Source organism: Paenibacillus sp. 2TAF8, from assembly GCF_052114825.1.
In the GTDB taxonomy this organism is placed as follows: Bacteria; Bacillota; Bacilli; order Paenibacillales; family Paenibacillaceae; genus Paenibacillus.
In genome coordinates, this window is sequence record NZ_JBFRFN010000006.1 from 53,383 (window position 1) to 76,744 (window position 23,362).

Sequence of the window (23,362 nt, forward strand, 5' to 3'; positions counted from 1 at the left end):
CATCGTAGGTGTCGTCCGAAGTGACGAAGTGAAAATGTGAATTGTAATGATTATACAAAAGTATGGGGGGAGCAACATGGATCATCTCAAATTAGCTCAAAACATTGTAAGTCGCGTTGGAGGAAAGGAAAATATTCAGTCGCTGACGCACTGCGCTACCCGTTTGAGATTTGTCTTGAACGATAATCGGAAGGCCGATGCAGACACGCTCGAAAACACAGCAGGCATCCTGAAAGTGGTTGAAAGCGGCGGCCAATTTCAGGTTGTAGTAGGTAATGACGTTTCGGAGGTGTACAAACATATCGTCGCGGAAGGGGAGTTCGACGGGGCTGAGTCCGGTGGAGGCTCTGAGAAAGAAAAAAAGAGCATCCGTTCAGCCATCTTTGGCCTGATATCGGGCAGTCTGACGCCATTAATTCCGGTATTTGCCGGAGCTGGTCTGGTCAAGGCACTACTAATCGTTCTTGAAAGAGCAGGATGGATTGCTGCGGACAGTGGAACATATGCCATATTGGCTGCGGCAGGGAACTCTATCTTTTATTTCTTGCCGATCCTACTTGGAATTACAATTGCCAAAGTTCTAAATGTGAATTCTTATGTGGCAGCCGCAATCGGTGCTGCATTAATGGAGCCTAACTTTACGGCTTTGACGGCGGCAGGAGGTACAACTCATTTTCTAGGCATTCCTGTATCGTTAATGAACTACGCTTCGTCGGTCTTTCCGATGTTCATCGCCGTTAGTATCTACGCGGTTCTAGAGAAGTTTTTGAAGAAAATCATGCACAAAAATGTGCAGTTGTTCGCAGTTCCATTCTTCTCTCTTGTCATTATGGTACCGCTAACGGCTATGTTGATTGGTCCATTCGGGCAATATGTAGGCCAGTGGATTGGGGATATCGTTAATTTCCTGATTAACAGCAACTCAGTCATCGCAGGTATTATTTTGGGGGGGACCTGGTCGTTTCTTGTCTTGCTTGGATTACACTGGGCGACGGTACCTATTATTATGGGTAATCTAAGCGCTGGGGGAGACCTCATTGCACCTCTCGCGGCAACATCTGTAGCGGCTTCCATGGGTATTGGCCTCGGGGTATTCCTGAAAACAAGGGATAAAGATCTTAAGGCTTTAAGCGGCTCATCATTCCTGTCTGCGATTCTGTCCGGGGTTACTGAACCTATCCTGTATGGTATCATTCTGCGTTACCGCAAAACACTGATATATCTGGTAGCAGCTGGAGCCATTGGCGGCGGTCTGATGGGTTATCTTGGTGTGAAGTTGATTGTGTTCAATTTCTTCCTCAACGTGTTCACCCTGCCGGCACAGAGTCCGATGTTGTATTACATTATTGGTGTGTTGACTGCCATTGCGGGCGGAGCCTTGTGTGTGGTTCTCTTTGGCTACGAGAGTAAGAAAAATGATCAGATTGCTGAAGGTCCTGAGGTACAAAAAGATGACAATAACCCCGTTGAAGGAAAAAGTGAAAATAACCAGCACTCAGCACCTGGATCATCTACGGGGAAAATGGAACAAAACGCTGCCGGAATCGACATGAACGCAGCGATGGAAAGCTTGATTACAAGCCCACTCGAAGGCAAAGTAATTCCACTTCATGACGTGGAGGATGTCGTATTTTCCTCGGAGTCGATGGGTAAAGGAGTAGCCATCATTCCGTCCAAAGGTCAGTTGGTATCGCCAGTAGACGGGATCGTTTCCGTAACGATGAAAAGTGCACATGCCATCGCAGTCACTTCGGATGAAGGTGTCGAAATTCTCATGCATATCGGCATAGATACGGTGCGATTAAAAGGAAAGTATTTTACACAGAAAGTTCAGCAAGGTGACCGAATCCGTAAGGGGGAGGTACTGATTGAATTTGATCTGGATCAGATCCGGAACGAGGGCTTTAAGCTGACAACTCCGATTGTCGTAACGAACTCCGATCAATTCCGCGTCATTACGCCGTTGCTGACAGAAGGAACGGTTGCGATCACAGAGGAACTGTTATCTGTTCGATCCTAACATAGAATCAGAGGGGAGAAGAGCAAGATGAAGCTGATTGTTAATGCAGATGATTATGGAATCACCATGAGAGTAAGCGAAGGCATTCTTCATGGAATGAAACAGGGTCTGATCACAGATACCTCGGCATTGGTGAATTCGGAACATTTTGAAAAGAGTAGTGTCATGGCCCTTGAAGCAGGCATTACGGCTATGGGGGTTCATCTGAACCTGACCTTCATGACCCCTGTGCTGGAAGCTTCGGCTGTTCAGAGTATCGTGGACGAATCAGGCCGTTTCTATCGAAAACCTGGACTTATTCCTGCATCCTATGATCCTGGGGAAGTACGCGCCGAGCTGAAGGCACAAATAGAGAAGTTTTTGGCTTCCGGATTGACGTTGAATCATCTGGATACCCATCATGGTGTGAGTGTAAAAGATGCACAAATGCTTGACTTGGTCATGGATCTGGCTCGGGAGTATAACGTTCCCATGAGAAGAGATGATATCTTATCTCCGGAATTGGAGGGGAAGCTTGCTGAAGCAGGGATTCGTTCTACGGATAAGTTATGTGGTGATCCAGCTATGCCTTCTCTGCAGGAATCTTGGTTGCGTGGTGTGCTGGACCAGTATAAGGATACGGAACATATCGTTGAGATTGCTGGTCATCCGGGTTATGCGGATGAGGAACTGCGCAGCATCTCATCTCTAGTAGATGAGCGTGATCATGATCTAGCTGTATTGGTCAATCCAGCGTTGATGGAATATGTGAAGGAACAAGGGATTCAACTCATTAGCTACAGCCAGTTGTAGCAAACAAGAAGATATAAGTTAGGATTTTTGACACCTCGTTCCTGAACAGGTCATGATTTTGATAACGCTCTCCTTCTCTCCATTGCTACAATGAACCCATGAAGCAAGTCATTAACCGAAACCGGAAGGTTCGGATTACGGGAGGACATGTACATGTCGTTCAAAGTGGCGTTTATTGGGGCAGGAAGTATTGGATTCACAAGAGGGTTGTTGCGTGATCTGCTCACCGTACCCGAGTTTAACAACATCGAGGTCGCATTCTGCGATATTAATCAGCATAATCTGGACATGGTTACCGAGCTGTGCCAGCGGGATCTCCGCGAGAATGGATTAAATATTCAGATTCAACCGACAACTGATCGGAGAGAAGCGTTGAAAGACGCCAAGTATGTCCTCTGTACGATTCGTGTAGGGGGACTGGAGGCTTTTGCAACCGATGTCGATATTCCGCTGAAGTACGGGGTGGATCAATGTGTCGGGGATACGCTGTGTGCAGGCGGCATTATGTATGGACAGCGCGGGATCGCCGAGATGCTTGAAATCTGCAAAGATATTCGCGAACAGAGTGCGCAGGATGTAATACTCCTCAACTACTCCAATCCGATGGCGATGATGACATGGGCGTGCAACAAGTATGGTGGTGTGCGGACGATCGGGCTGTGTCACGGGGTTCAGCATGGGCATCAACAGATTGCGGAAGTGTATGGATTGCAAAAGAGCGAAGTGGATATTGTCTGTGCAGGCATCAATCATCAAACGTGGTACATTCAGGCATCGCATGAGGGCAGGGATCTAACAAGTGACTTGCTTGAAGCCTTTGAAAAACACCCGGAGTACAGCCGCACCGAGAAGGTACGGATTGATATGCTACGGCGTTTTGGATATTACAGTACCGAATCAAATGGTCATTTGAGTGAGTATGTGCCATGGTATCGCAAACGTCCTGAAGAAATCAACGATTGGATTGACATGGAAAGCTGGATTAACGGGGAAACAGGTGGATATTTGCGCGTGTGCACCGAGGGACGCAACTGGTTTGAGACAGATTTTCCAAACTGGATGAAGGATGACCCGATGCAGTATATACCTGAGAAACGTGGCGAAGAGCACGGCTCCTATATCATAGAGAGTCTGGAGACGGGACGTGTGTATCGTGGTCATTTTAACACGGTGAACAACGGAGTCATCTCGAACCTGCCGGATGATGCCATCATTGAAGCGCCGGGTTATGTGGATCGTAACGGCATCTCGATGCCGCACATCGGTGATCTGCCACTCGGTCCTGCAGCTGTATGTAATGTGAGTATTTCCGTGCAGCGCCTTGCGGTGGAGGCGGCAGTCCATGGAGACGATAAATTGCTGCGGCAGGCATTCATGATGGACCCGCTGGTGGGTGCGGTCTGTAATCCGAAGGAAATCTGGCAGATGGTCGATGAGATGCTGGTTGCACAGGCAAAGTGGCTGCCACAGTACGGTGATGCGATTGCTGCGGCAGAAGTCAGAATTGCTGAGGGCAATCTTATTCCAACCAAATCATACGAAGGCGCTGCACGCCTGAAGGTCAAAACGGTAGAAGAGATGCAGCAAGACAGGGAAGCTGCCAATAAAAATGCGGGCGAGTCGGATAAAGGCAAGGATCGCGAGAAGGTACAGCAGTAGAGAGTGGAGAAACGAATCATTTTTTAGATAAGCAGCAACATGACAAGCGGATGATAATTTGTATTCGCTTGTCATGTATTAGTTTAATTGATTTACATATTGTACTTACTTTGCTTATTAAAGCTAGCATAAGATAAAAAAATAGATAGGGCAAAAACAATAATTAAAATTATAAAAGAAGTCACTTCTGAAACAGGTGTAGGTTTGAATAATTGGAACCTTCCCTTAAATTCGAAGATATCATGAGCTATTACAGAGATTAAGTTACGTACATCGTATCTCCCAAGTACAGGAATTATAAAATCATATACAAAAAATAAAATAACGGGAAGAAGAGCGGACTTAAATAATATTCCCATGAAAAAACCAATTGATGCAAATATTAGACTGACTAATAGGCTAAATAAAATTTGAAGGGTAAGGTTATTCGGAACAATAGCATTATCAAACCTTGTTAAAGTTTGCTCTGCGATTCCAGAAATAACTTGATTATGGAAAATAACTCCTGTAATTAATGAAGAGAATAAAGTAACAACAAAAACAACCAATACTCCTAAAAAAATAGAGAGTATTTTTGAGGTGATTAATTGTGATGGGGCCATGAGTGTGGCTTTAATACTGACCGTTTTATATTTATAATCATAAGAAGCTATAAATATAGAGTAAATAGCAAAGATTAATGGAAAGAAAACAAAAGTCATCCATTCTAACGTATTTGTAACAATTGAATTTATAGTAAGATGATTTATCGAAGTAGCTGCTTCTTCCAGACGAAGGCGAACAGGGTTATCTACAACTTGTTCAGAACCAGTGCCGCTGATATTTATAGGCATATCAAGCATTTTATCAACATCCATGCCTTCTTCTTTATACAAATTATAGGTTCTAACGTATAGATCGTAAGAACTCGCAGCCTTCGATTTTAAACCATATATATTCAATAAAGAGATGGAAATTGAAATAATCATAGTGATCCATATAATGCGTGAATACCATTGATATTTTATTTCTTTTTTTGTTCTATTTAATATAACGTTCGTAGATGTCATTCAATCCTTCCCCCTCTTGAAGTTCGAAATCTTTAATTTGGATCGCGGATTGATCATTCATCAAAATAAGATTGTCAATAATAGAAGTATAATATTCGAAATGGTGCCCTATTGCTATAATGGTGGTATCTACTGACAACTTTCTCAAAAGAGATTTAAGATCTAAGAGAGCTTCGTGATCTAATCCATTTGATGCTTCATCAAGAAATAAGTATTTCGGTTTAGTTAGAAGAACTCTCATTAGGCTTAATTTTTTTTTTTGCCCGAGAGAATAGTTTTTAACTTTGCTTTTTAAAATTTCTGGTTTAAGAAAATGAGGCATAAGTATATCCTGATTATTCTCATTTACATTCTTAAAGGAATGGTTGGTTAATAATTCTAAATTCTGGTATCCGGTTAAATTATGATAGAGTGGGCTATTATCATATACAACCATTACATCTTCCCTTACCTTTTCAAAATGACAATTATCATATCTAATTTCCCCAGTGTAATCTTCGAGATTCAAAAGACACTTTAGTAGAGTGCTTTTTCCAGAACCATTAGGCCCAGAGATAAATGTAATTTTATTTTCTGGAATTTTTAAGTTTAAATTATTGAAAATAACTTTATTTTTGTAGTCCTTTGACAAGTTAGAAATAGTTATCATGATTTTCACCTCTAGTAACTGAAAACAACGACCATTTTTTGGTCGTTGTTTTCAGTTGTTATAAGTATTTTAGTAATTAGTTGCTGTTCCGTCCTTATTAACCTTGATGTAGTCAGAAAAGTCTGATTCGTAGACGGTTACATCCCCCCAAGGAGATACAACACCGGCACCAATAGTAGTTTTGGAAAGATAGATGTGATAAGAAGCAGCTGAAGAACTCTGTTTGGTTATTCCTCCTTTTCTTACTATGTTAGGGAACACATATCCTGAATCTTGACTACCACTACTTGAAGTAATTTGATTACCATTTGAAGTCCAATCTACTACCGCGTCAGACCAAGCTAAGAAACTTCCTCTAGTAAGTTTTACGGTGTAAGGTACATTGCTTGCTGCGAGTGAGTAAACACCATCGTTATTAACAGTTTGTACCTCACTTAGTACAGCATTGTTTGCGGCTTCAATGACTTCAAGTTGATTAGCAGTAAGGCTTGGAGCATCTGAAGCGAGCACTGGAGAAACAGAAAGCAATAAACTTAAAGCAAGGGCGCCTGACGCAACTTTTGTGGTAATGCGTGATAACTTCATTAAGTAACTACATCCAACTAATTTTTTATATTACATCTATAATTTACCATATAAAAACACTTATGTATACTGTCATATGGAAAAAGTTATACTTATTTTCTTTAAAATACTATTATTACCCTTTTTTATCGTTGAGTAAATTAATTTAATAGATGATAAAAATAATCAGATCCAGGCTTCATTTTCACAAATAGTTGACAATTCTTAGGGTTGAATTCGCTGGAAATGGGCAAGGTGCTCGACTCTTCTCTCATGCTATGTTATTATAAGACTCTGATAACGTGGTAACGAACTAAAGCGTTTGGGCTTGGACATAGACATGGAGGGGTTTTAGAGATGAGAAAGAAAGCAATTCTACTATTATTTATCAGCATATGTATGATCATTATGGCTGGGTGTACCAGCTCGGCAAGTAAAGACGAGAATACGATCATTGTAGGGATCGATGATAAGTTTGCTCCAATGGGATTCCGGGATGAGAAGAATGAAATTGTCGGGTTTGATATTGATTATGCCCGTGCGGCTGGGGAGAAAATGGGTAAAAAGGTGACATTCCAGCCAATCGACTGGTCTTCCAAAGAGTCAGAGCTGAACAGTGGCCGAATCGATATGATCTGGAACGGATATACGATTACAGATGAGCGTAAAGAGAAAGTGCTTTTCACCAAGCCATATCTGGAGAACAGTCAGGTTGCTATTACTCTGGCAGACTCCCCGATTACCAAGCTGGACGAATTGGATGGCAAAAATGTAGGATTGCAAGCACTGTCCTCAGCGGCAGATGCGCTTGCGGCAAGTCCTCTGAAGGATAAAGTCAAAGCTTCCGAATTCAAAGATAATGTGCTTGCTCTGACAGACTTGAAAACAAAACGTCTCGATGCTGTCATCATTGATGAAGTGGTTGCAAGATATTATATGTCGAAGGAAGAAGGAACCTTCAAACTGTTGGATGAATCACTGGCGCCAGAGCAATATGGCATCGGGATCAAAAAAGGCAATGAAGAGCTTCTGAACCAGTTGCAAAAAGCACTGGATGAACTGAATGCAGATGGCACAGCGGCGAAAATCTCTACCCAGTGGTTGGGTGAGGACAAGGTTCTGAAGTAAGAAGTAAGATATAAGAAGTGAGAATAAATTATGAAAAATCATTTCACACAATGGTCTTCGATCATTTTGAAATGAATTTGTGAATTTGAAATTAGCCAGGTGAAATTCATCTGACCAATAATGATGTGAGCTGTTCTCGAATCAGGAGAGTGTACTCACGAAAACAGTAACCCCGTATTCCACGCTGGAGCGATATGCTTCCGAGGAGTGCGGGGTTAAGAGATTAGAGGAGACATAATATGAGTTGGGACTATATTTTGACCATTTTAAAACCGATGCTTGAGGGTGCACAGACAACGATTATTATGTTTTTGGTTGCGATCATCCTATCGGTACCGCTTGGATTTGTGATCACACTTGCGATGAAAAGTAGGTTTAAACCTTTGGCGTGGATTGCCCACACGTACGTTTATGTGATGCGTGGGACACCATTGCTTTTGCAAATTTTGTTTTTCTGCTTTGGATTGCCGTTGCTGCCGGTCATTGGTGAGTATCTGGTGTTTGAACGAATCGTAGCTGCGGGAATAGCTTTTGTGCTCAACTACGCAGCGTATTTCGCAGAAATCTTCCGGGGCGGATTGTTGTCCATTGATAAAGGTCAGCATGAAGCAGCAAAAGTGCTAGGCCTGACGAAGTGGCAGGCGATGACGAAAGTCATCATTCCACAGATGGTTCGGGTGGTACTGCCGGCCACAGCGAATGAGGCAATTACTTTAATTAAAGATACGGCGTTGCTCTATGCCGTGGCTGTACCTGAGTTGCTCTACTTTGCGCAAGCCGCGGTGAATCGAGACTTGCAGCTTGTTCCATTTTTCGTAGCGGCGATTATGTATTTGCTGATGACTCTGGTGCTTACCTTACTGTTCAAGGCTCTGGAGAAACGTTTCTCGTATGAGTAAATCAAATCTGTTCAATCAAAGGACTGTCTGCATATGACCTATAGTATAGAAGTAAATCAGTTGAAAAAATCATTTGGTACACTTGATGTGCTGAAACAGGTATCTTTTGATGTGGCTCCAGGTGAAGTGATTGCGGTCATTGGACCTTCGGGTTCGGGAAAAAGCACAATGCTGCGCAGCCTGATCCATCTGGAGGATATTACGGGCGGAACGATTCGTGTTCAGAATCAGATGCTGGTGGACGATGGCAGATACGCAGGCGCTACCGAGATTCGGAAGATTACCGATCGTATGGGCATGGTGTTTCAGCATTTTAACTTGTTCCCGCATCTAACCGTGCAGGCGAATCTGGAACTCGCACCGAAGACGTTGAAAAAAGAGAGCACCAAGGCGATTCGCAGCCGCAGCACGGAATTGCTTGCCAAAGTCGGACTGTCGGACAAGGCCGATGCTTATCCGGCCAACTTATCCGGTGGACAGAAGCAGCGCGTAGCGATTGCCCGCGCCTTGATGATGCAGCCGGATATCCTGCTCTTCGATGAGCCAACCTCAGCCCTCGATCCGGAGCTGACGGGAGAAGTGCTTCGTGTCATCAAGCAGCTTGCACAGGAAAACATAACGATGATGATTGTCACACACGAGATGAGCTTCGCCCGTGATGTGGCGGACCGTGTCTTCTTCATGGACAATGGCGAAATAGCCGAGCAAGGCCCGCCTGAACAAATCTTTGGTGCACCAAAGCTAGCGCGTACGCAGACGTTTTTGAAACGAGTGGATATGAAAGAGTAGCTGTCAAATACGCGATGGATACCGTTGAAAAACGTATTCATCGCGTGTTTTTTTTGCGTGAAAACAAATGCGAAAATGCCAATCGACCATGAATAGATAAATTAAACGAGAACACGTAATAAAGTATACAATCTATACTTTTATTACGTGTTTTTTAGCTGTTGCACTTCATATGGAGTACGTGGATTGGCATACGAGCGAAGGCAAGCTACACCTTTCTGGAATCATGGCACTCATATGGACGTATTTTGGTGAAAAACAAACTGAGCTGTAGCGGGCTTTAACTGCAACCAAACACGCTAACGATCACACAGAAGCTTATTCTGCTTAATAATCGGTGTTTGAAACTCTAACGATCACCACAAGCGCTATTTGGACTGAAATTCTCAAAATGGAGTTTAAATCGCTGTGTTTCAGGTAAATAAGCTCTCAGGTGATCGTTAGATTTTTAAAATGGTTAAAAAGGGAAAGATAGCGTCTCTGGTGATCGTTAGAATTTGTGAAGTCTACGTTCATTCGCACTGATGAACCATATTGAATTAGAATATGTTCATGAGGGGGGAGCTGGTCATGGCAGACCTCTTTGGTTATACTCCATTCAAGGTACATTAAATTAGGTGAAATAAGGAAGAGGGAGAAATGTTTGTAATCGGAGCATCGCTTGTTTTTATGTTTTATAATAAATGGAGGGGAATATTTCTGTTTATCGATTATAATGTGAGAATACTCAATAATAGGGAGGATTTACCTTGAACTCACAAAACTTAAACAATGTAGATCGCTATTATAGCGACGCATTGCCACCACCGCCTTATGTACCGTCAAAAACAAATACCAAGTCGATTGTATCACTGGTATTGGGGATTCTGTCTATCATTATTCCGTATCTGGGATTCCTGATTGGGATTGTTGCTATCGTTTTTGCTTCGCTATCTTTCAAAGAAATCCGGATGCGCATGGAACAAGGCAAAGGTCTGGCGGTTGCGGGGCTTGTGTGCGGAATTATCGGAACAGCCCTCTATGCAATTATTGTTGTGTTTTTTCTATTTGCTTACTTACTGTTTACAAACGCAGATATGTATTCTACATATTAAAAGCACAATACTATGTTATTGATCACTAGAAAGTTAATCAGCCGACTATCTGCTCCTTACATAGAAACAAATATGCTCGTTTGTTGTGCTATATCACAGGCCATGACTTCGACGACTACGCAAGTTATTTTACTCGTCAATCATGAAACATTAAAGGTGTTATTCCTTAACTTGTTTTCTACAAGGGTGGTTCTACAGTTTGTGGATGAACATATTGCGAGAGCATGATTGTGAGATATAAGAAGCTTTAAGCAAAAAAATAGAAATTGACGCCATTTATTCAGAAATAAAGGCATATCCTTACGTCAGACCCGCTTGATATTAAGCGAGTCAGGACAGGGGATATGCCTTTTGACTTTTGATAGCGTACAAGTTTGGTTATTCAATGTCGTTTAGATATCCTCTAACGACTATAAATAAAATGTTTATACTTAAGCTTACATTCAATTAAGCCTGAAACACAGCTTCATTGCTGAGATTTTCGTTTTCGACCGTGCGATGTTTCAGGAAATACGTTAACGTACCGACCAGACCGAGAACGGCGAAGATGCACAGAATGCCGATCTGATCCCAGGCGACGCCAAATTGTCCGCTGGAGATGACTGCTTTGTATCCCGTTACGGAGTATGTCATTGGCAACCATGGGTTGAACACTTTCAGCCAGTTCGGAATAAGTTCCAGTGGGAACGTGCCTGCGCTGGTGGTGAGTTGGAAGATCAGCATCAGGATGGCAATGAACCGTCCCGGATTTTCCAGCCAAGTTACCAATGCCTGAATGATGTACATAAAGCTCAGACTCGTCACAAAGCTGAACAAAAGGAATAACGGCACACTCTGTACTTTCAGGCCAAGCCCGTATAACACCAGTCCGGAAGCGAGCAACGATTGTACGCCGCTCATGATGGTGAACGCAAGGGTTTTGCTGACAAAACGATTCCAGCCACTTGCCTCACTCACACTGCTGCCACGTGTTGGCACAACCAGCGTAGCAATCAACGCACCGACAAATAATCCGAGTGAGAGAAAATAGGGCGAAAAACCTGTGCCGTAGTTGGGCACTTCGTTTAATTTGTGTTCATCAACATGAACAGGTTCGGCATACATCGTAACTAGTTCATCCGTCTTTTTGACACTGCTCGTTTGCTGCGCAGCATCATTTAATTTGGTGGCGAGTTCACCGGAACCGTCGGTTAACTTGAACGTGCCTTCTTGTAGCTTACCTGCACCATCAGCCAGTTTATGTGAACCGTCCGTAAGGGTAGAAACCCCGCTTTCCAGCTGGCTTACGCCAGACAACAGTTTACCCGCACCAGCATGTAGTTGCTCTGAACCTGCAGCCAGTTTGGCACCGCCAGCGGCGGCTTCATTTAATTTAGCATTGAACTGGTTGAGTCCGGCACTAAGCTTTTCTTGCCCACCGGATAACTGTACAGCGCCTTGTACCAGCTGCTCTTCACCTTGAACCAACTGTCTGCTGCCTTGATGCAATTGTTGCTGTGCAGCCTGCAGTTGTTGACTTCCGGCAACGAGTTGCTGTCCGCCTTGATATACCTGCTCACTGCCAGCGGCAACGGCCTGGCTAGCGGCGAGTAGCTGTTGAACAGCGGGGCTGGCTGCAAGTTCGGGACTGGACTTGGCTAGCTGAGCCAGGCCTTGGGCGACCGCTTTGGCGCCTTCGCTGACTTTGCCGCTACCTTCCACGGAAGTTTGCAGTCCGGCGGTCAGCTTGGCACTGCCTTGTTCGGTAGCTGCGAGTCCTGCGTCCAGTTTGGACGCGCCTTCTTGCGCAGCTTGGATACCGGCATGCAGCTGTTTGCTGCCAGCGGCGGCCTGTGTTGCGCCGTCACCCAGCTTGGTGCTGGCGGCAGATAGTTGTGCGAGACCACTGGATAATGTGCTCGCGCCAGTGTGAAGATCACCTGTGCCTTTGGCGAGGGTAGCTGTGCCTTCTTTTAACGAAACGGCGCCGGTTTGAAGTTTGCCTGCACCGTCAGCCAGTTTCGCCAGGTTTTCTTTTAACGTAGCCGCCCCTTCGTCCAGTTTGCTTGCTCCATCATGAATCTTGCCTGCGCCATCTCCGGCATCCGCCAAACCGTCCGAGATTTTCTCGACCTTATCCAGCAGGGTTTCGGTATAAGATTCTGTGACTTTGGCAGAGACTTTGGAGCGAATCTGTTTCACCGCCGTACCGCCGATCTGACCCGCAAGGAAGTTGTAACCTTCGTTGGGCTCGTAGATCAGCTCAGCCGGAGCCGGATGCTCATCCATCAGGGTAGTTGCTTTGGCGGAAAAGTCCTCTGGAATGACAATGGTCATGTAATATTTGTTGTCCTTCATGCCTTGTTCTGCCTGGTCGCGAGTGACGAACTGCCAGTTAAAATCATCGCTTTTCTTCAACTCATCAACCAGATTCTGGCCGACTTCAAGCGATTTGTCATTGTAAACTGCACCCCGATCCGTGTTGACCACGGCGACAGGTAATTCATTCATTTTGCCATATGGGTCCCAGAAGGCGTTCAGGAACAGTCCGCTATATAACACGGGAATGAACAGCACAACGAGAATTGGAATCCATACTTTTGGTTTCTTGAAGGCGGATTTCAGATCCTGCCCAAATACACGAAATGATTTCATGATGTTCTCTCCCTATCTTACGCTTATCCTTTGTTTCTCTATTTAGTATGGTATGTGTGCGTCCGCAGGTGTTTCTCTAGGTGGGGGATAATCCATTTTTGAGAAAGAGGCCCACAAACGCTTTGATCTGATCCTTGTGCAAGGTAGGATGCGCTTTATTCCAATCGGATGTTAGGCTAACGTATAACTTCAGGAGCACAAACGAGACCAGCTTGGGATCGTCGCTCCGAATCTGCTGTAATTCCATGGCCCGACTAACCTGACGCTCGAGGTATTCGAGAATGGCTTTCTCTACTTTTTGCAAACCTTCCTTTGCTTGAGGTGTCCCAAACTCGTTTACCTCCTGAAAAAGCTTGATCAGCAACTCATGCTCCTCCCGATATTCGAGCAAAGAGTCCATACTCTGATGCACGTTATCCAGAAAAGAGTTCTCATCCTTCACCGTCTGCTCCGTAATCTGTTTCATGTCTGCAATAATGGAGCGCAGGATCTCATCAAACAATTCTTCTTTGTTCTCGAAAAAGGTATAGATCGTGCCTTTGCCCACATTGGCCAGTCTCGCCACTTGCTCCATCGTTGTGGCTTTGTAGCCAAACAGGGCAAAGGATTTCTCGGCAGAGTCCATCACCTGTTGCCTTCGATCTATCGTTTTCACGGCTATGCACCTCCTTGGGGTCTGACGTGTGGAATGGGTGAAGCGGGTAAAACACAAGAAACAGTGTGAAGCAGGAGAAACTTTTGAAAATAATGAAGCTGGTTGAAGCAATGAAGGCAGGTTGTGAAACAGAGTGAACCTAACCTTACGGTTGACCGTTTTACTGTTTCGGTCAGTTGGTCGTTATTTAATGTAGCACTTGTTCATGAGGTTGGATGTGATCTATGTCATAGTTTGGAAAGTGAACGTTGTGATGGTGTGGGTAGGGAGAAGCTGGAAGAGTAGAGAAAGGGGGAGACTTAAAAAGGAGAGTAGACGAGATAAGGACATTGAAACGTAGGAAGATTAAGTAGGGGCAGAAAGAGATTTGTGCAGGTGCGAATGTGAAGCTCACATGAAAACCCCCGGGGAATTCGCACCTCGAAAGTAGTGAAAACAGGGTGTATTGATACCTTATGGCAACAATATACTGGAAAAAGATTGAATTCATTGGCAGGAACACATAGAATAGTAGTAAAAAAACGTAGTTTTGTGACGTGTAAGTGTGTACTATACGTGTTTTTTCGCTGTCGCACTCCGTATGGAGTGCGTGGATTGAAATAGTGTTGATGGCACTCCATACACAATTACATTGCCGTCGCACTCTGTATGGAGTGTGTGGATTGAAATAGAAGTCAAATTTGCTGAATTGATGAACGTCAATAGTCGCACATGAAGTGGATCAAGATGATGCGCGTACCGATGAAGATAGGCGTGAAGAAGAGAGATTTCAACGGAGATTAGAGCGTTACAAAAGTATTAGTCAGCAGAAAGCTCAACTCAATTTCCTCTAGTATAATTAAACTGGGTAGTCATGCTGCCAATAGATTCGGAGTTTCGAAGATTAGAAGTTTTGAAGATGTTATCCATATATCAACCGATGAGGAGTGTCAGGACATGTCCATACATCACATAGGTCAAAAGGTTACTTTTGCCGAAATCAAAACGAGATTGCCTCACGAAAGCTGGATGTATACACAGAATGAAGCACATGATGGTGAATTTGATGCCGAGGAAATATGGCTGCATTCAGGTGATCTTCATATCAGTAAGCTGTTGCTGGATGAGGGGCCTTTTTTAATTATGGTGGAGGGAAATCTGATCGTTGATCGTTATATTGGAAACACAGAATCCGACGCGGCCTCTTCTAACCTGGTTGTGCTTGGTGATCTTACAACGCCTTATATGCTCGTTGGAGGGCAGGAAATATATATTACAGGTAATCTTTATGTGGAGGATATGTTCTGGGGAGATTACAACCATGGAGAATTGACGGTGAGAGGCAACGTAGAAGGTGGGTTACTAGTAAGTACAGAGCAATATGGAATTCAGGTTCAAGGACAGCGGAAAGTGAAGCGTCAGTTTGAAGATTGGGAGGATGTCGGACCATGGCAAGGCTTTGACATGCTGGAATTATTTGTTCCTGAGTGTGTAATTGACGAAGATACAGAAGAGCCGTTTCCATGGCGAGAAAAGATGATAGAGAGGCTCCAGCAGGGACAGCCTATCATTAAACGAGAGTATATTTATGCCGCAGAACTAGCGCCAGATGTACCGGATTGGTTCGAAGATCATCAGTTCACAGCTGCGAACATTGAGCGTCTTACTCACCCTTCATTATTACCTGTAAGAGAGGAGGGTGAGTTGCTGAACAGCTATGAGTTTTGGGTGGATGGACAGTTTTGCCGAGGTTCTGTCTACGGGGATGAGTATACGGAGGGTTATTTCCGGAGTCTGTATTTTCAAGACGACCATGACTGTGCATTGTTGCTCAAAATAGAGCCAGCAGACCAAGCTTCAGACACTCCTAATGAACTTGCCGAGCAAGCGGGCACTACTGTCTGGATGATCTCAGGCGCATATCGTTATGTGAACAGTGAGAACTCCGAATGGAGTGTATTTACGGAAGACTCACCTTCGGATATTCAGCAATTAAGCAACCGTGGATGGGATACCTTGTTGCAGTCCGTATCGAATTACCAGTATGCACGCACCTTAATTTCGCCGCAACGTATTCGTGATTTATTAGCGTTGCCTATCGTGGAGCCGTATGACGATTATTATGATGATGACCGGCATGGGCTGTGGATTGAAGACTTTTACTTTGCATTTCGACAAGCAGGTCAAATGTATAATGATGTTCCCCAGCCAGCTATGCTGCGTATTGGTAGAGAGTATACGGATACACAAGGGGAGACGAAGGTCGAGAAATACTTCTATACGCTACACCAGCATGTGGACGGCACGGAAATTGTGTTAATTGAATACTCGGCTCAGGAGAAAGAGGATGAGGAAGAGCCGTTGTTGCTTGAACTACATTATATAGGTGGTCCCCAATTACTACATGCCGTTCAATTGCTGGAACGTGGAAGCAAAGAGCTGATGCAAGCGAATCGGGATTTGCTGGATGGGGAACTGCCCTATGCCGTTGAATCCTTTGCGAAGCGATATTGGAAATCCAAAGGATACCTGAAATAAAAGGCTACACTATAAAACACAAGAACATCCAGGAAATAAAAAAACTGCTCGTCTGAGCAGTTCCATACTGGTATCATTTAAAATGTACAGCCAATTTGGTGGTGGGTATAGACAGTCCTCCGGTAAGGAGGTGGTGTCTATGAATTTCTCTTTTCAGATGTGATCATGTTCGCAACGTTAATTATTGCGCTCCTGACATACATTGATCGAAAAAAGAAATAACCCGCCATAGGTTGGAGGCCTAGCGGGTTATTTCTTCACCTTACGGAACACACTTGGAGGAATATCCATCGCAAATGCTGTGCAGGAGTAGCCATTGGCCTGGCTACTCTTATTTTTCCTTATTTTCATTTTATTAAACATTTATGCGACATACAACCCACGTATACCTATTTTTATTCTTAACTTTAGCAACGAAGCCCAATATTTCAATATGTATAGTATTGAGAACGGGGAGGCTGACTATTCTGCAAAATGTCACTCACTGCATATTCTTGATAAACAAATCAGAAAGGTGCTGACGAACAAACGATGAATAATGAGCAGACCAAGTTACTCATTGGCACGATTTTTTTAGAAGAGTATGTGCAAAAGGGGAAGATAACGCAATGTTTACCAGCAGATGCTCAGATCACACTGGATAAGGTCAGAGCACAGGCAGATGAAGTGTGGAGTGTGGCGGCGGAAAAACTGGAAGTAATCAGCTTGGATTATGAGGGGTACACGGTGAATATGACATTCCAGATGGACGGGACGTACTTGTTCGATAGTGTGGATGTGTGGGCGGATGCAGGAGCCGAAATAGAGAAAGAAAGTGAGAACGAGACCGAGAATGGGAATGTGGTAGGTAGAGGTACAGGTACAGGTGCAAAACTATCTAAGGTAGATACACTGAAGACAATAGAAAGCTTTCTACAATTTGCGTCAAATGTGGGAATGCAGCTGGAATGGTTCGAAATGGGAGATGAGCGAGTGTGCTTACTGCCTAGTGCGGTGACATTGCATTATTTGAAGCAGCAAAATAATTGGAAGCTGGTTAAGATTGCTGGAGCTTATCGTAGTGTGGAGGATGTTAGGAGCAGCTTGCACGGTATAGCTGATGCGATAAATTAGTCTCAGACGAGCTCTAACGATCACAGGAGAGCTTATTTGGTCGTTTTATGACCTTTTCTAATTCTAACGATCACCACAGACGTTATTTAGGAGAAATACAACAGAAAACAACGGGAAAAGGGGGATATAAAGCAAATAAGGTTTCTGGTGATCGTTAGAATTCTGTAGAGCAGAAAAACAGGCAAATAGCGTCTCCTGAGATCGTTAGAATGTAATGGCAATCAGAGCGAACTAAAAAACCAAGGCTTGAATGTACAAACACTCAAGCCTTGGTTGATATTACGGCTGTGGCGCAGATCGTCGATGAAAAGTACTTCGTGGCGTACCTGCAATTGCTGCTACTGCTGGTTCATATGCAATTCACGCCATGCTCACTTCCACGCAAATTCCACGCATTCTGTGTCTTCACAGCTACTGGATGTCTCACCCATAGTCTTCTATACTTATCGAGTACTTCCGTACTTCCGTACTTCCGTACTTCCGTACTTCCGTACTTCCGTACTTCCGTACTTCCGTACTTCCGTACTTCCGTACTTCCGTACTTCCGTACTTCCGTACTTCCGTACTTCTCACTTCCACGCCTTGCCGCAATATCATATACTTCTCAGCTTACGCTTCTTTCACCTTAAAGAACGAGATGAGTTCTTGCAGTTGCTCGGATACTTCGGCTAACTCATCGGATGCGCTGACGATGGAAGCCATGGAAGTTTCCTGTTCGGCGATCGAGTGCTCGATGTGTTTGGTACTGCTTGCTGCTTTGCTGACACTTGCGGACAGCTCGTCTGCGGTTGCGGACATTTCTTGTGTGCTCGCCGAGATTTCCTCGGTGGAACTGGAAATATCCTGAATTTGGTTCGCTACTTTGTTGGTGGCGGTCATAATGTCTTCAAAGAAAGTTCCCGTTTCCCGCGTAACGTTAAGGCCTTTTTGTACTTCTTCCGAACCGCGTTCCATCGCGTCTGCAGACTGTCCAATATCCCGCTGAATCTCATCGATCAACGCACGAATCTGGGTTGCGGATTCTTGAGACTGCTCTGCCAGTTTACGTACTTCTCCAGCCACGACTGCGAAGCCGCGTCCTTCTTCTCCAACACGTGCCGCTTCAATAGAAGCGTTCAGGGCAAGCAGGTTGGTCTGACCAGCAATATCCGTAATGATACCGACAATGCTGCTAATTTCATTGGAACGGTTCTCCAGAGATTGAATCGACGCATAGGTGTTCTGGACCGCGCTTGAGATCAGCCCCATCTGATCGATAACCTGCTGCATAATTTCATGTCCGTTACTTGAACGTTGCTCCATGCTGAGCGCTTCATCGGCTACTTCTGCTGAGCTTCCGGCAATGTTCTGCACTACGGTAGACATCTCGGTCATGGCGCGAGCGCTTTCCACGGTTGCTTTATCTTGAGATACGAGGCCCGTAGAGATTTCCCGAATGTTAGTGCTGATGGATTGAATGTTATCGTTGTTTTTCGCTGAGATATCCAGCAGTTCTTTCGACGAATTCGAGAGATGACGTGACGTATTCTTTACCTTGAAAAGTGTAGTGTTAAAGCGATCAATCATCACATTAAACTTCTCGTTAATGACCCCGAGATCATCTCGTCCTGTCTGAATCGTAACATTCAGGTTGCCTGTGCTAACTTCCTCAATGCCTTTCATGAGGTCACGGATCGGACGCATGGTCTTTTTCAGTAGAATAAATTGCAGTACCATGAACAGAATCAGGAAGCCGATCAGGTACATCAGACCGTACATAAGTAATTTATTAAGTCCTTTGGGAACGGCGCTTGCATCAACATCAAAGTACAGCGCTGCGTAGATGGAGCCATCTGCCTTTTTAATGGGATACATCAGTGTTGTCCACGTACCGAAATCATCGGTATAGAAATCACTAAACGCAGGTCCACCAGTTGCATTCATTTCATCAAGACCGTGCTCAATCTGAGGAGATAACGCATAATTTGTACCAGGTAGATACTTATCTTTCTCAAATGCTTCAACCAGACTGGTTGGAATCGCATAAATCGGAGCGCCTTTCTCCTGATCTAGCTGTGAGCCGAAAATGTAAGCTTGCGCGATATTAGGATTAAAGGTGTGAATGGAATCCAGATAATCCCGTAGTTTACTCTGATATGTATCGGAATAACTCTTTTCGGATGTGGCCTGTTCGACCTGACTTGTGTCTAAATCTTGGGACCATTTCAAGGTTGTAATCTCGGCTTGATCTTGCAGTTGATTGATTAATATACTTTTTTGCAACTGATAAGCCGCAGTGATCAGAATAATTCCAATCAGAGCGATGCTCCCGAATGAGATCACCAGATTCTTGGCGAAAAATGGCATGGTACTCCAGTGAAGCTTTTTAAACAAGGTAGTTCACTCCTCCTATAAAATTAAAACGGACTTCACCTGGACGTCGTATACGCTGCATGTTGTATTGCTTTCATGATGGACAGACGTTTTCAATTGCTATGAGAGTTTCGATGTCATTACAGATAAGAAGACTATAGTGGCTAAAATATTATGTTTACTCTTCACGTATATGAACTCCAGGTAAGTTCTACTCAACAGTTATATCGTTATTTCGACATATTAATGTTAGATTTTTCAATTAAAATAGGACTTATGGACCGGAACTTTTGAATTAATTTCGTCTTTTTACGTAAAAAATATCATATAAATATGAATGTTTCTCATAATTCAAATTACAGGAATGCCCATATACATTAACAAAATATTTTTAAATAAGATTCACTAAAGGTTCGTCCTCTACCATGGTCACATAAGCCATCATTGCAGATCGGCAGCAGAGAGTAAATGTGAACGGTAACACACTGCAGATGGATACACCGAGCATCCTTCAAAACAATCGTATACTGGTTCCGGTTCGCTTCATCTCAGAAAGGTTAGGAATGAAAGTAGATTGGGAATTCAACGAATGCATTGGTTAGTCTGACATCCGAATAGTCAACTCAAGTGGTTGAACCGGATTAACAAGAGCATGCAAGTGAGCGAGCGATTGTACAATTTCCCCGACAAGTCGTATCTACCTCCCGTAAGTGGAGGAATACGACTTTATTTGGTCTTATCTTCCAATATTAATTGTTAGCTGCACTTTTAGGACATATGGCACATCATCCTTATTGTGAATCTCCCAGCCTCATACATCTTTTTACACAATTACGGAGAATGCGTAAATGACTAGTTAATATTTTAGAAATAATGTGATAAATATCACAGTCAGGTTATAAAAAATGTGCATACCAACGCCGATAAGTCTTTATGTGAAATCTCTAAGCAGACCCCATCTGCCAGAGATCAAGACAATTTAATCGTGAAAAGGGTGGCTCACACACATGCGTAGCATGAGCATTGGTACTAAAATCAGTTTGATCGTGATCGGCATTTTTATCTTGTTCTCCTCGGCCGTGGCGGTCAGCGTGATCATGGAGATGAGGAATGGCATTAAGGCATTCGCTACCGAAAAGGCAAAACGGGACTTGGAGATGGCGAATCACATTTTGTCATACAAATATCCGGGCGACTGGGCTATTAAAGATGGGCAGTTATATAAAGGTGCTACATTGCTGGAAGAAAATTTTGAACTAGTGGATGAAATCGGTAATGCGTCGGGAGATACCGTAACTATCTTTCGTAGAGATGAACGAATTGCTACGAATGTCATGATTGATGGAAAGCGCGCTGTAGGCACGAAGGTGTCCGAACAGGTTGCACAGACCGTTTTGCAGAAGGGAGAAAAGTATTTTGGGGAAGCGGTCGTTGTGGGGCAGAAAACACAGACAGCCTATGAGCCCATCAAAAATGCATCTGGAGAAATTATTGGTATTTTTTATGTCGGAGCTTCTCAATCGTTAATTGATGTAATTATCTCCTCCTTTCTTAAAACCTTCCTGATTGTCGTTGGCAGTGCGATGCTGATTGCGATTGTGCTAATCGTCTGGTACGTCCGCAGAGTGAGAGCAAGAATCAACCGGGTCTCACTTGCCATCAAACGTGCGGGTACCGGAGACTTCACACAGCCTGTGGTGGATCACGTGCGAGACGAAATTGGTATGCTCGGCGCAGGCTACAATGAAATGAGAAACAGTTTGCAAAGCATTATTCAAGGTGGGCTGAATGCAGCGGACAAAGCAGGTCATTCAACCGGATTGTTATTGAAGATCGCAGACCAGACAGCAAGTGTGTCGGAGCAGATTGCTGCTTCTGTAGGACAGGTCGCACAGGGAGCGAAGAGTCAGACCGTAAGCACAGAAGAGAACTTGCAAGCGATGGAAGAGGTGGCTATTGGTGTACAGCGTATCGCGGACAGAGCTTCCAGCATCGCAGATGCGGCAGTGTACTCGCGGCAGCAAGCGGATACCGGAGAGCAGGCCGTACAGCTAACGGTGGAACAGATGGCAGCCATTGAAGCTTCCGTCAGTGCAACGGATGATGTGATTCGGATGTTGGAGGAGAAGTCTGCCCAGATTGGTCAGATGGTCTCTGCCATTCATGAGATTGCGGGTCAAACAAATCTGCTCGCGCTTAATGCTTCTATTGAGGCGGCGAGAGCAGGAGAACACGGGAGGGGGTTTGCCGTTGTCTCCACCGAAGTACGAAAGCTGGCAGAACAGGCTGGACAATCATCCAACCAGATTGAAGTGCTTGTTGGTGCCATGGAACAGGACATGCAGCAATCCTTGGCAGCTATGGCCCAAGTGAAGCAAGAAGTACGTGAAGGACTGCGACTCACACGAGAGACAGAGCAGAGCTTTACCCAGATTCGGGATACGAACTTGCGCATTGCCACAGAGATTGAAGATATGGCGGCGACCAGTGAAGAGATGTCCGCAGGTGTAGAGCAGATTGTGGCCTCGGTAAACGAGATTGCACGGCATGCACAGACAGCTAGTGCCAACTCTCAACATGCCGCCGGGTCTGCACAAAAGCAACTCAAGTCTGTAGAGCAGATCAAGGAATCCGCTGCGATGCTGTCGGACGTTTCGGCTGAACTGCAGGTATCCCTGAAACCTTTTAAAATATAAAGTATTCAAGGTAAACACCGCCCCCTGCTTTCTTTCATATCGATCCTCAGATCGAAGCGAAATCACATGAAGTCCACCCGTAGGTGGACTTCATGTGATTTCTGGCTGGTTATACTGTTCTACATGGAGTGGTGAGAAGAGAAGTCAGAGACGCTAAATCAGAGAAAGTGGGGAATGATAGATGTTAAACATGGTGATTACAGCTTTCATTATTTTATTATTATGGATGCGGGAAAAAGAGGTTAAGCTTGATCGCATGTGGATGATGCCTGTCATTGTTGCTGTAGCGATCTTTATATAATTTATGCTGGGGAACTCGTATCAAGCGGGAGAGCAGGCGAGAGAGCGAGATTCATTACGCACAGTTGCAGTCCGTCCATGCTGAATTGAGCCAAACGCATGATGATCTCCGGCACACCCATGAGGAACTAGAGCGTGCAACGGTTCGTCTGATGCAATATGCTGTACTTGAAGAGCGGGGCCGAATTTCCATGGATTTGCATGATAGTATCGGGAAACGGCTGACATCGGCCATCGTGCAGCTTCAAGCCATTCCTTACATGATGAAGGTAGATGCGGCTGAGGCAGACCAAGCGATCGATACTGTGCTGCATGTCGTACGCCAAAGCTTGCAGGAAGTGCGAACGGTGGCTCATCAGATGGGCAGCAGCGAAGCAGGACTTGGACTGGTCGCATTGAACAGTTTGGTCAATGAAGTACAGTAGCTGACAGGTTGTTCCATTGAACTGCAC

General features: G+C 44.4%; 20 protein-coding genes. 14 read left to right on the plus strand and 6 right to left on the minus strand.

The features are described from left to right. Positions 1-76: 76 nt before the first annotated feature. The 3 genes from AB4Z30_RS10415 (at position 77) to AB4Z30_RS10425 (ending at position 4,471) form a co-directional block, all read left to right on the plus strand. Positions 77-2,020: a beta-glucoside-specific PTS transporter subunit IIABC gene (locus AB4Z30_RS10415; RefSeq protein ID WP_441925944.1), complete on the plus strand. Its 1,944-nt coding sequence runs from the start codon at positions 77-79 to the stop codon at positions 2,018-2,020. A 27-nt stretch (positions 2,021-2,047) separates the two neighbouring features. Then, positions 2,048-2,812 (plus strand): carbohydrate deacetylase, encoded by a 765-nt coding sequence (locus AB4Z30_RS10420; RefSeq protein WP_441925946.1) that lies wholly within the window; start codon positions 2,048-2,050, stop codon positions 2,810-2,812. 153 nt (positions 2,813-2,965) lie between these two features. Continuing rightward, entirely contained in the window at positions 2,966-4,471 is a 1,506-nt protein-coding gene (locus AB4Z30_RS10425) for an alpha-glucosidase/alpha-galactosidase (protein WP_441925948.1), read from the plus strand. A gap of 92 nt (positions 4,472-4,563) precedes the next feature. On the opposite strand, the gene AB4Z30_RS10430 is transcribed toward AB4Z30_RS10425, so the two are convergent. The 3 genes from AB4Z30_RS10430 to AB4Z30_RS10440 form a co-directional block, all read right to left on the minus strand. Then, positions 4,564-5,520, minus strand: a complete 957-nt coding sequence (locus AB4Z30_RS10430) for a hypothetical protein (protein ID WP_441925950.1) — start codon at positions 5,518-5,520, stop codon at positions 4,564-4,566. Further along, entirely contained in the window at positions 5,492-6,169 is a 678-nt protein-coding gene (locus AB4Z30_RS10435; RefSeq protein WP_441925952.1) for an ATP-binding cassette domain-containing protein, read from the minus strand. Before AB4Z30_RS10435 ends, AB4Z30_RS10430 begins: the two co-directional genes overlap by 29 nt. Before the next feature lie 69 nt (positions 6,170-6,238). Beyond that, the gene (locus tag AB4Z30_RS10440; protein WP_441925954.1) at positions 6,239-6,754 is read right to left on the minus strand and encodes a hypothetical protein; all 516 of its coding nucleotides are present in this window, start codon (positions 6,752-6,754) and stop codon (positions 6,239-6,241) included. A 336-nt stretch (positions 6,755-7,090) separates the two neighbouring features. On the opposite strand from AB4Z30_RS10440, the gene AB4Z30_RS10445 reads away from it, so the two are divergent. The 4 genes from AB4Z30_RS10445 (at position 7,091) to AB4Z30_RS10460 (ending at position 10,643) form a co-directional block, all read left to right on the plus strand. Further along, positions 7,091-7,861 (plus strand): amino acid ABC transporter substrate-binding protein, encoded by a 771-nt coding sequence (locus AB4Z30_RS10445; RefSeq protein ID WP_441925956.1) that lies wholly within the window; start codon positions 7,091-7,093, stop codon positions 7,859-7,861. A gap of 239 nt (positions 7,862-8,100) precedes the next feature. Next, complete coding sequence (locus AB4Z30_RS10450) at positions 8,101-8,760, plus strand: amino acid ABC transporter permease (RefSeq protein ID WP_441925958.1); 660 nt, start codon at positions 8,101-8,103, stop codon at positions 8,758-8,760. Positions 8,761-8,793: 33 nt separating this feature from the next. Continuing rightward, a complete protein-coding gene (locus AB4Z30_RS10455; protein ID WP_441925960.1) occupies positions 8,794-9,549 on the plus strand; it encodes an amino acid ABC transporter ATP-binding protein in 756 nt (251 codons plus the stop codon). Positions 9,550-10,298: 749 nt separating this feature from the next. Further along, positions 10,299-10,643, plus strand: coding sequence for a DUF4190 domain-containing protein (locus tag AB4Z30_RS10460; RefSeq protein WP_441925962.1), 345 nt, complete (start codon positions 10,299-10,301; stop codon positions 10,641-10,643). Between the two features lie 447 nt (positions 10,644-11,090). Here AB4Z30_RS10460 and AB4Z30_RS10465 read toward each other — a convergent pair whose 3' ends face one another. Together AB4Z30_RS10465 and AB4Z30_RS10470 are read right to left on the minus strand one after the other, a co-directional pair. Next, complete coding sequence (locus tag AB4Z30_RS10465; protein ID WP_441925964.1) at positions 11,091-13,277, minus strand: YhgE/Pip family protein; 2,187 nt, start codon at positions 13,275-13,277, stop codon at positions 11,091-11,093. Positions 13,278-13,353: 76 nt separating this feature from the next. Next, positions 13,354-13,932 carry a TetR/AcrR family transcriptional regulator gene (locus AB4Z30_RS10470; protein ID WP_441925966.1) on the minus strand — a complete coding sequence of 193 codons (579 nt, stop codon included), beginning with the start codon at positions 13,930-13,932 and terminating at the stop codon, positions 13,354-13,356. 123 nt (positions 13,933-14,055) lie between these two features. Between AB4Z30_RS10470 and AB4Z30_RS10475 the strand changes: the two genes are divergently transcribed. From AB4Z30_RS10475 to AB4Z30_RS10490, 4 genes are all read left to right on the plus strand, one after another. After that, positions 14,056-14,217 (plus strand): hypothetical protein, encoded by a 162-nt coding sequence (locus AB4Z30_RS10475; RefSeq protein WP_441925968.1) that lies wholly within the window; start codon positions 14,056-14,058, stop codon positions 14,215-14,217. A 651-nt stretch (positions 14,218-14,868) separates the two neighbouring features. Further along, positions 14,869-16,449, plus strand: coding sequence for a hypothetical protein (locus tag AB4Z30_RS10480; RefSeq protein ID WP_441925970.1), 1,581 nt, complete (start codon positions 14,869-14,871; stop codon positions 16,447-16,449). A 159-nt stretch (positions 16,450-16,608) separates the two neighbouring features. Beyond that, positions 16,609-16,671: a putative holin-like toxin gene (locus tag AB4Z30_RS10485; RefSeq protein ID WP_441926596.1), complete on the plus strand. Its 63-nt coding sequence runs from the start codon at positions 16,609-16,611 to the stop codon at positions 16,669-16,671. Positions 16,672-16,980: 309 nt separating this feature from the next. Further along, positions 16,981-17,562 (plus strand): hypothetical protein, encoded by a 582-nt coding sequence (locus AB4Z30_RS10490; RefSeq protein ID WP_441925972.1) that lies wholly within the window; start codon positions 16,981-16,983, stop codon positions 17,560-17,562. Positions 17,563-18,171: 609 nt separating this feature from the next. On the opposite strand, the gene AB4Z30_RS10495 is transcribed toward AB4Z30_RS10490, so the two are convergent. Beyond that, positions 18,172-19,908, minus strand: a complete 1,737-nt coding sequence (locus AB4Z30_RS10495) for a methyl-accepting chemotaxis protein (RefSeq protein WP_441926598.1) — start codon at positions 19,906-19,908, stop codon at positions 18,172-18,174. A 497-nt stretch (positions 19,909-20,405) separates the two neighbouring features. Here AB4Z30_RS10495 and AB4Z30_RS10500 point away from each other — a divergent pair, with 497 nt between their 5' ends. From AB4Z30_RS10500 to AB4Z30_RS10510, 3 genes are all read left to right on the plus strand, one after another. Beyond that, entirely contained in the window at positions 20,406-20,516 is a 111-nt protein-coding gene (locus tag AB4Z30_RS10500; protein ID WP_441926600.1) for a stalk domain-containing protein, read from the plus strand. Between the two features lie 405 nt (positions 20,517-20,921). Further along, on the plus strand, positions 20,922-22,610 hold the full coding sequence (locus tag AB4Z30_RS10505; protein WP_441925974.1) for a methyl-accepting chemotaxis protein: 1,689 nt from the start codon (positions 20,922-20,924) through the stop codon (positions 22,608-22,610). A gap of 365 nt (positions 22,611-22,975) precedes the next feature. Beyond that, positions 22,976-23,335 (plus strand): sensor histidine kinase, encoded by a 360-nt coding sequence (locus AB4Z30_RS10510; RefSeq protein ID WP_441925976.1) that lies wholly within the window; start codon positions 22,976-22,978, stop codon positions 23,333-23,335. The last annotated feature ends 27 nt before the right edge of the window (positions 23,336-23,362 follow it).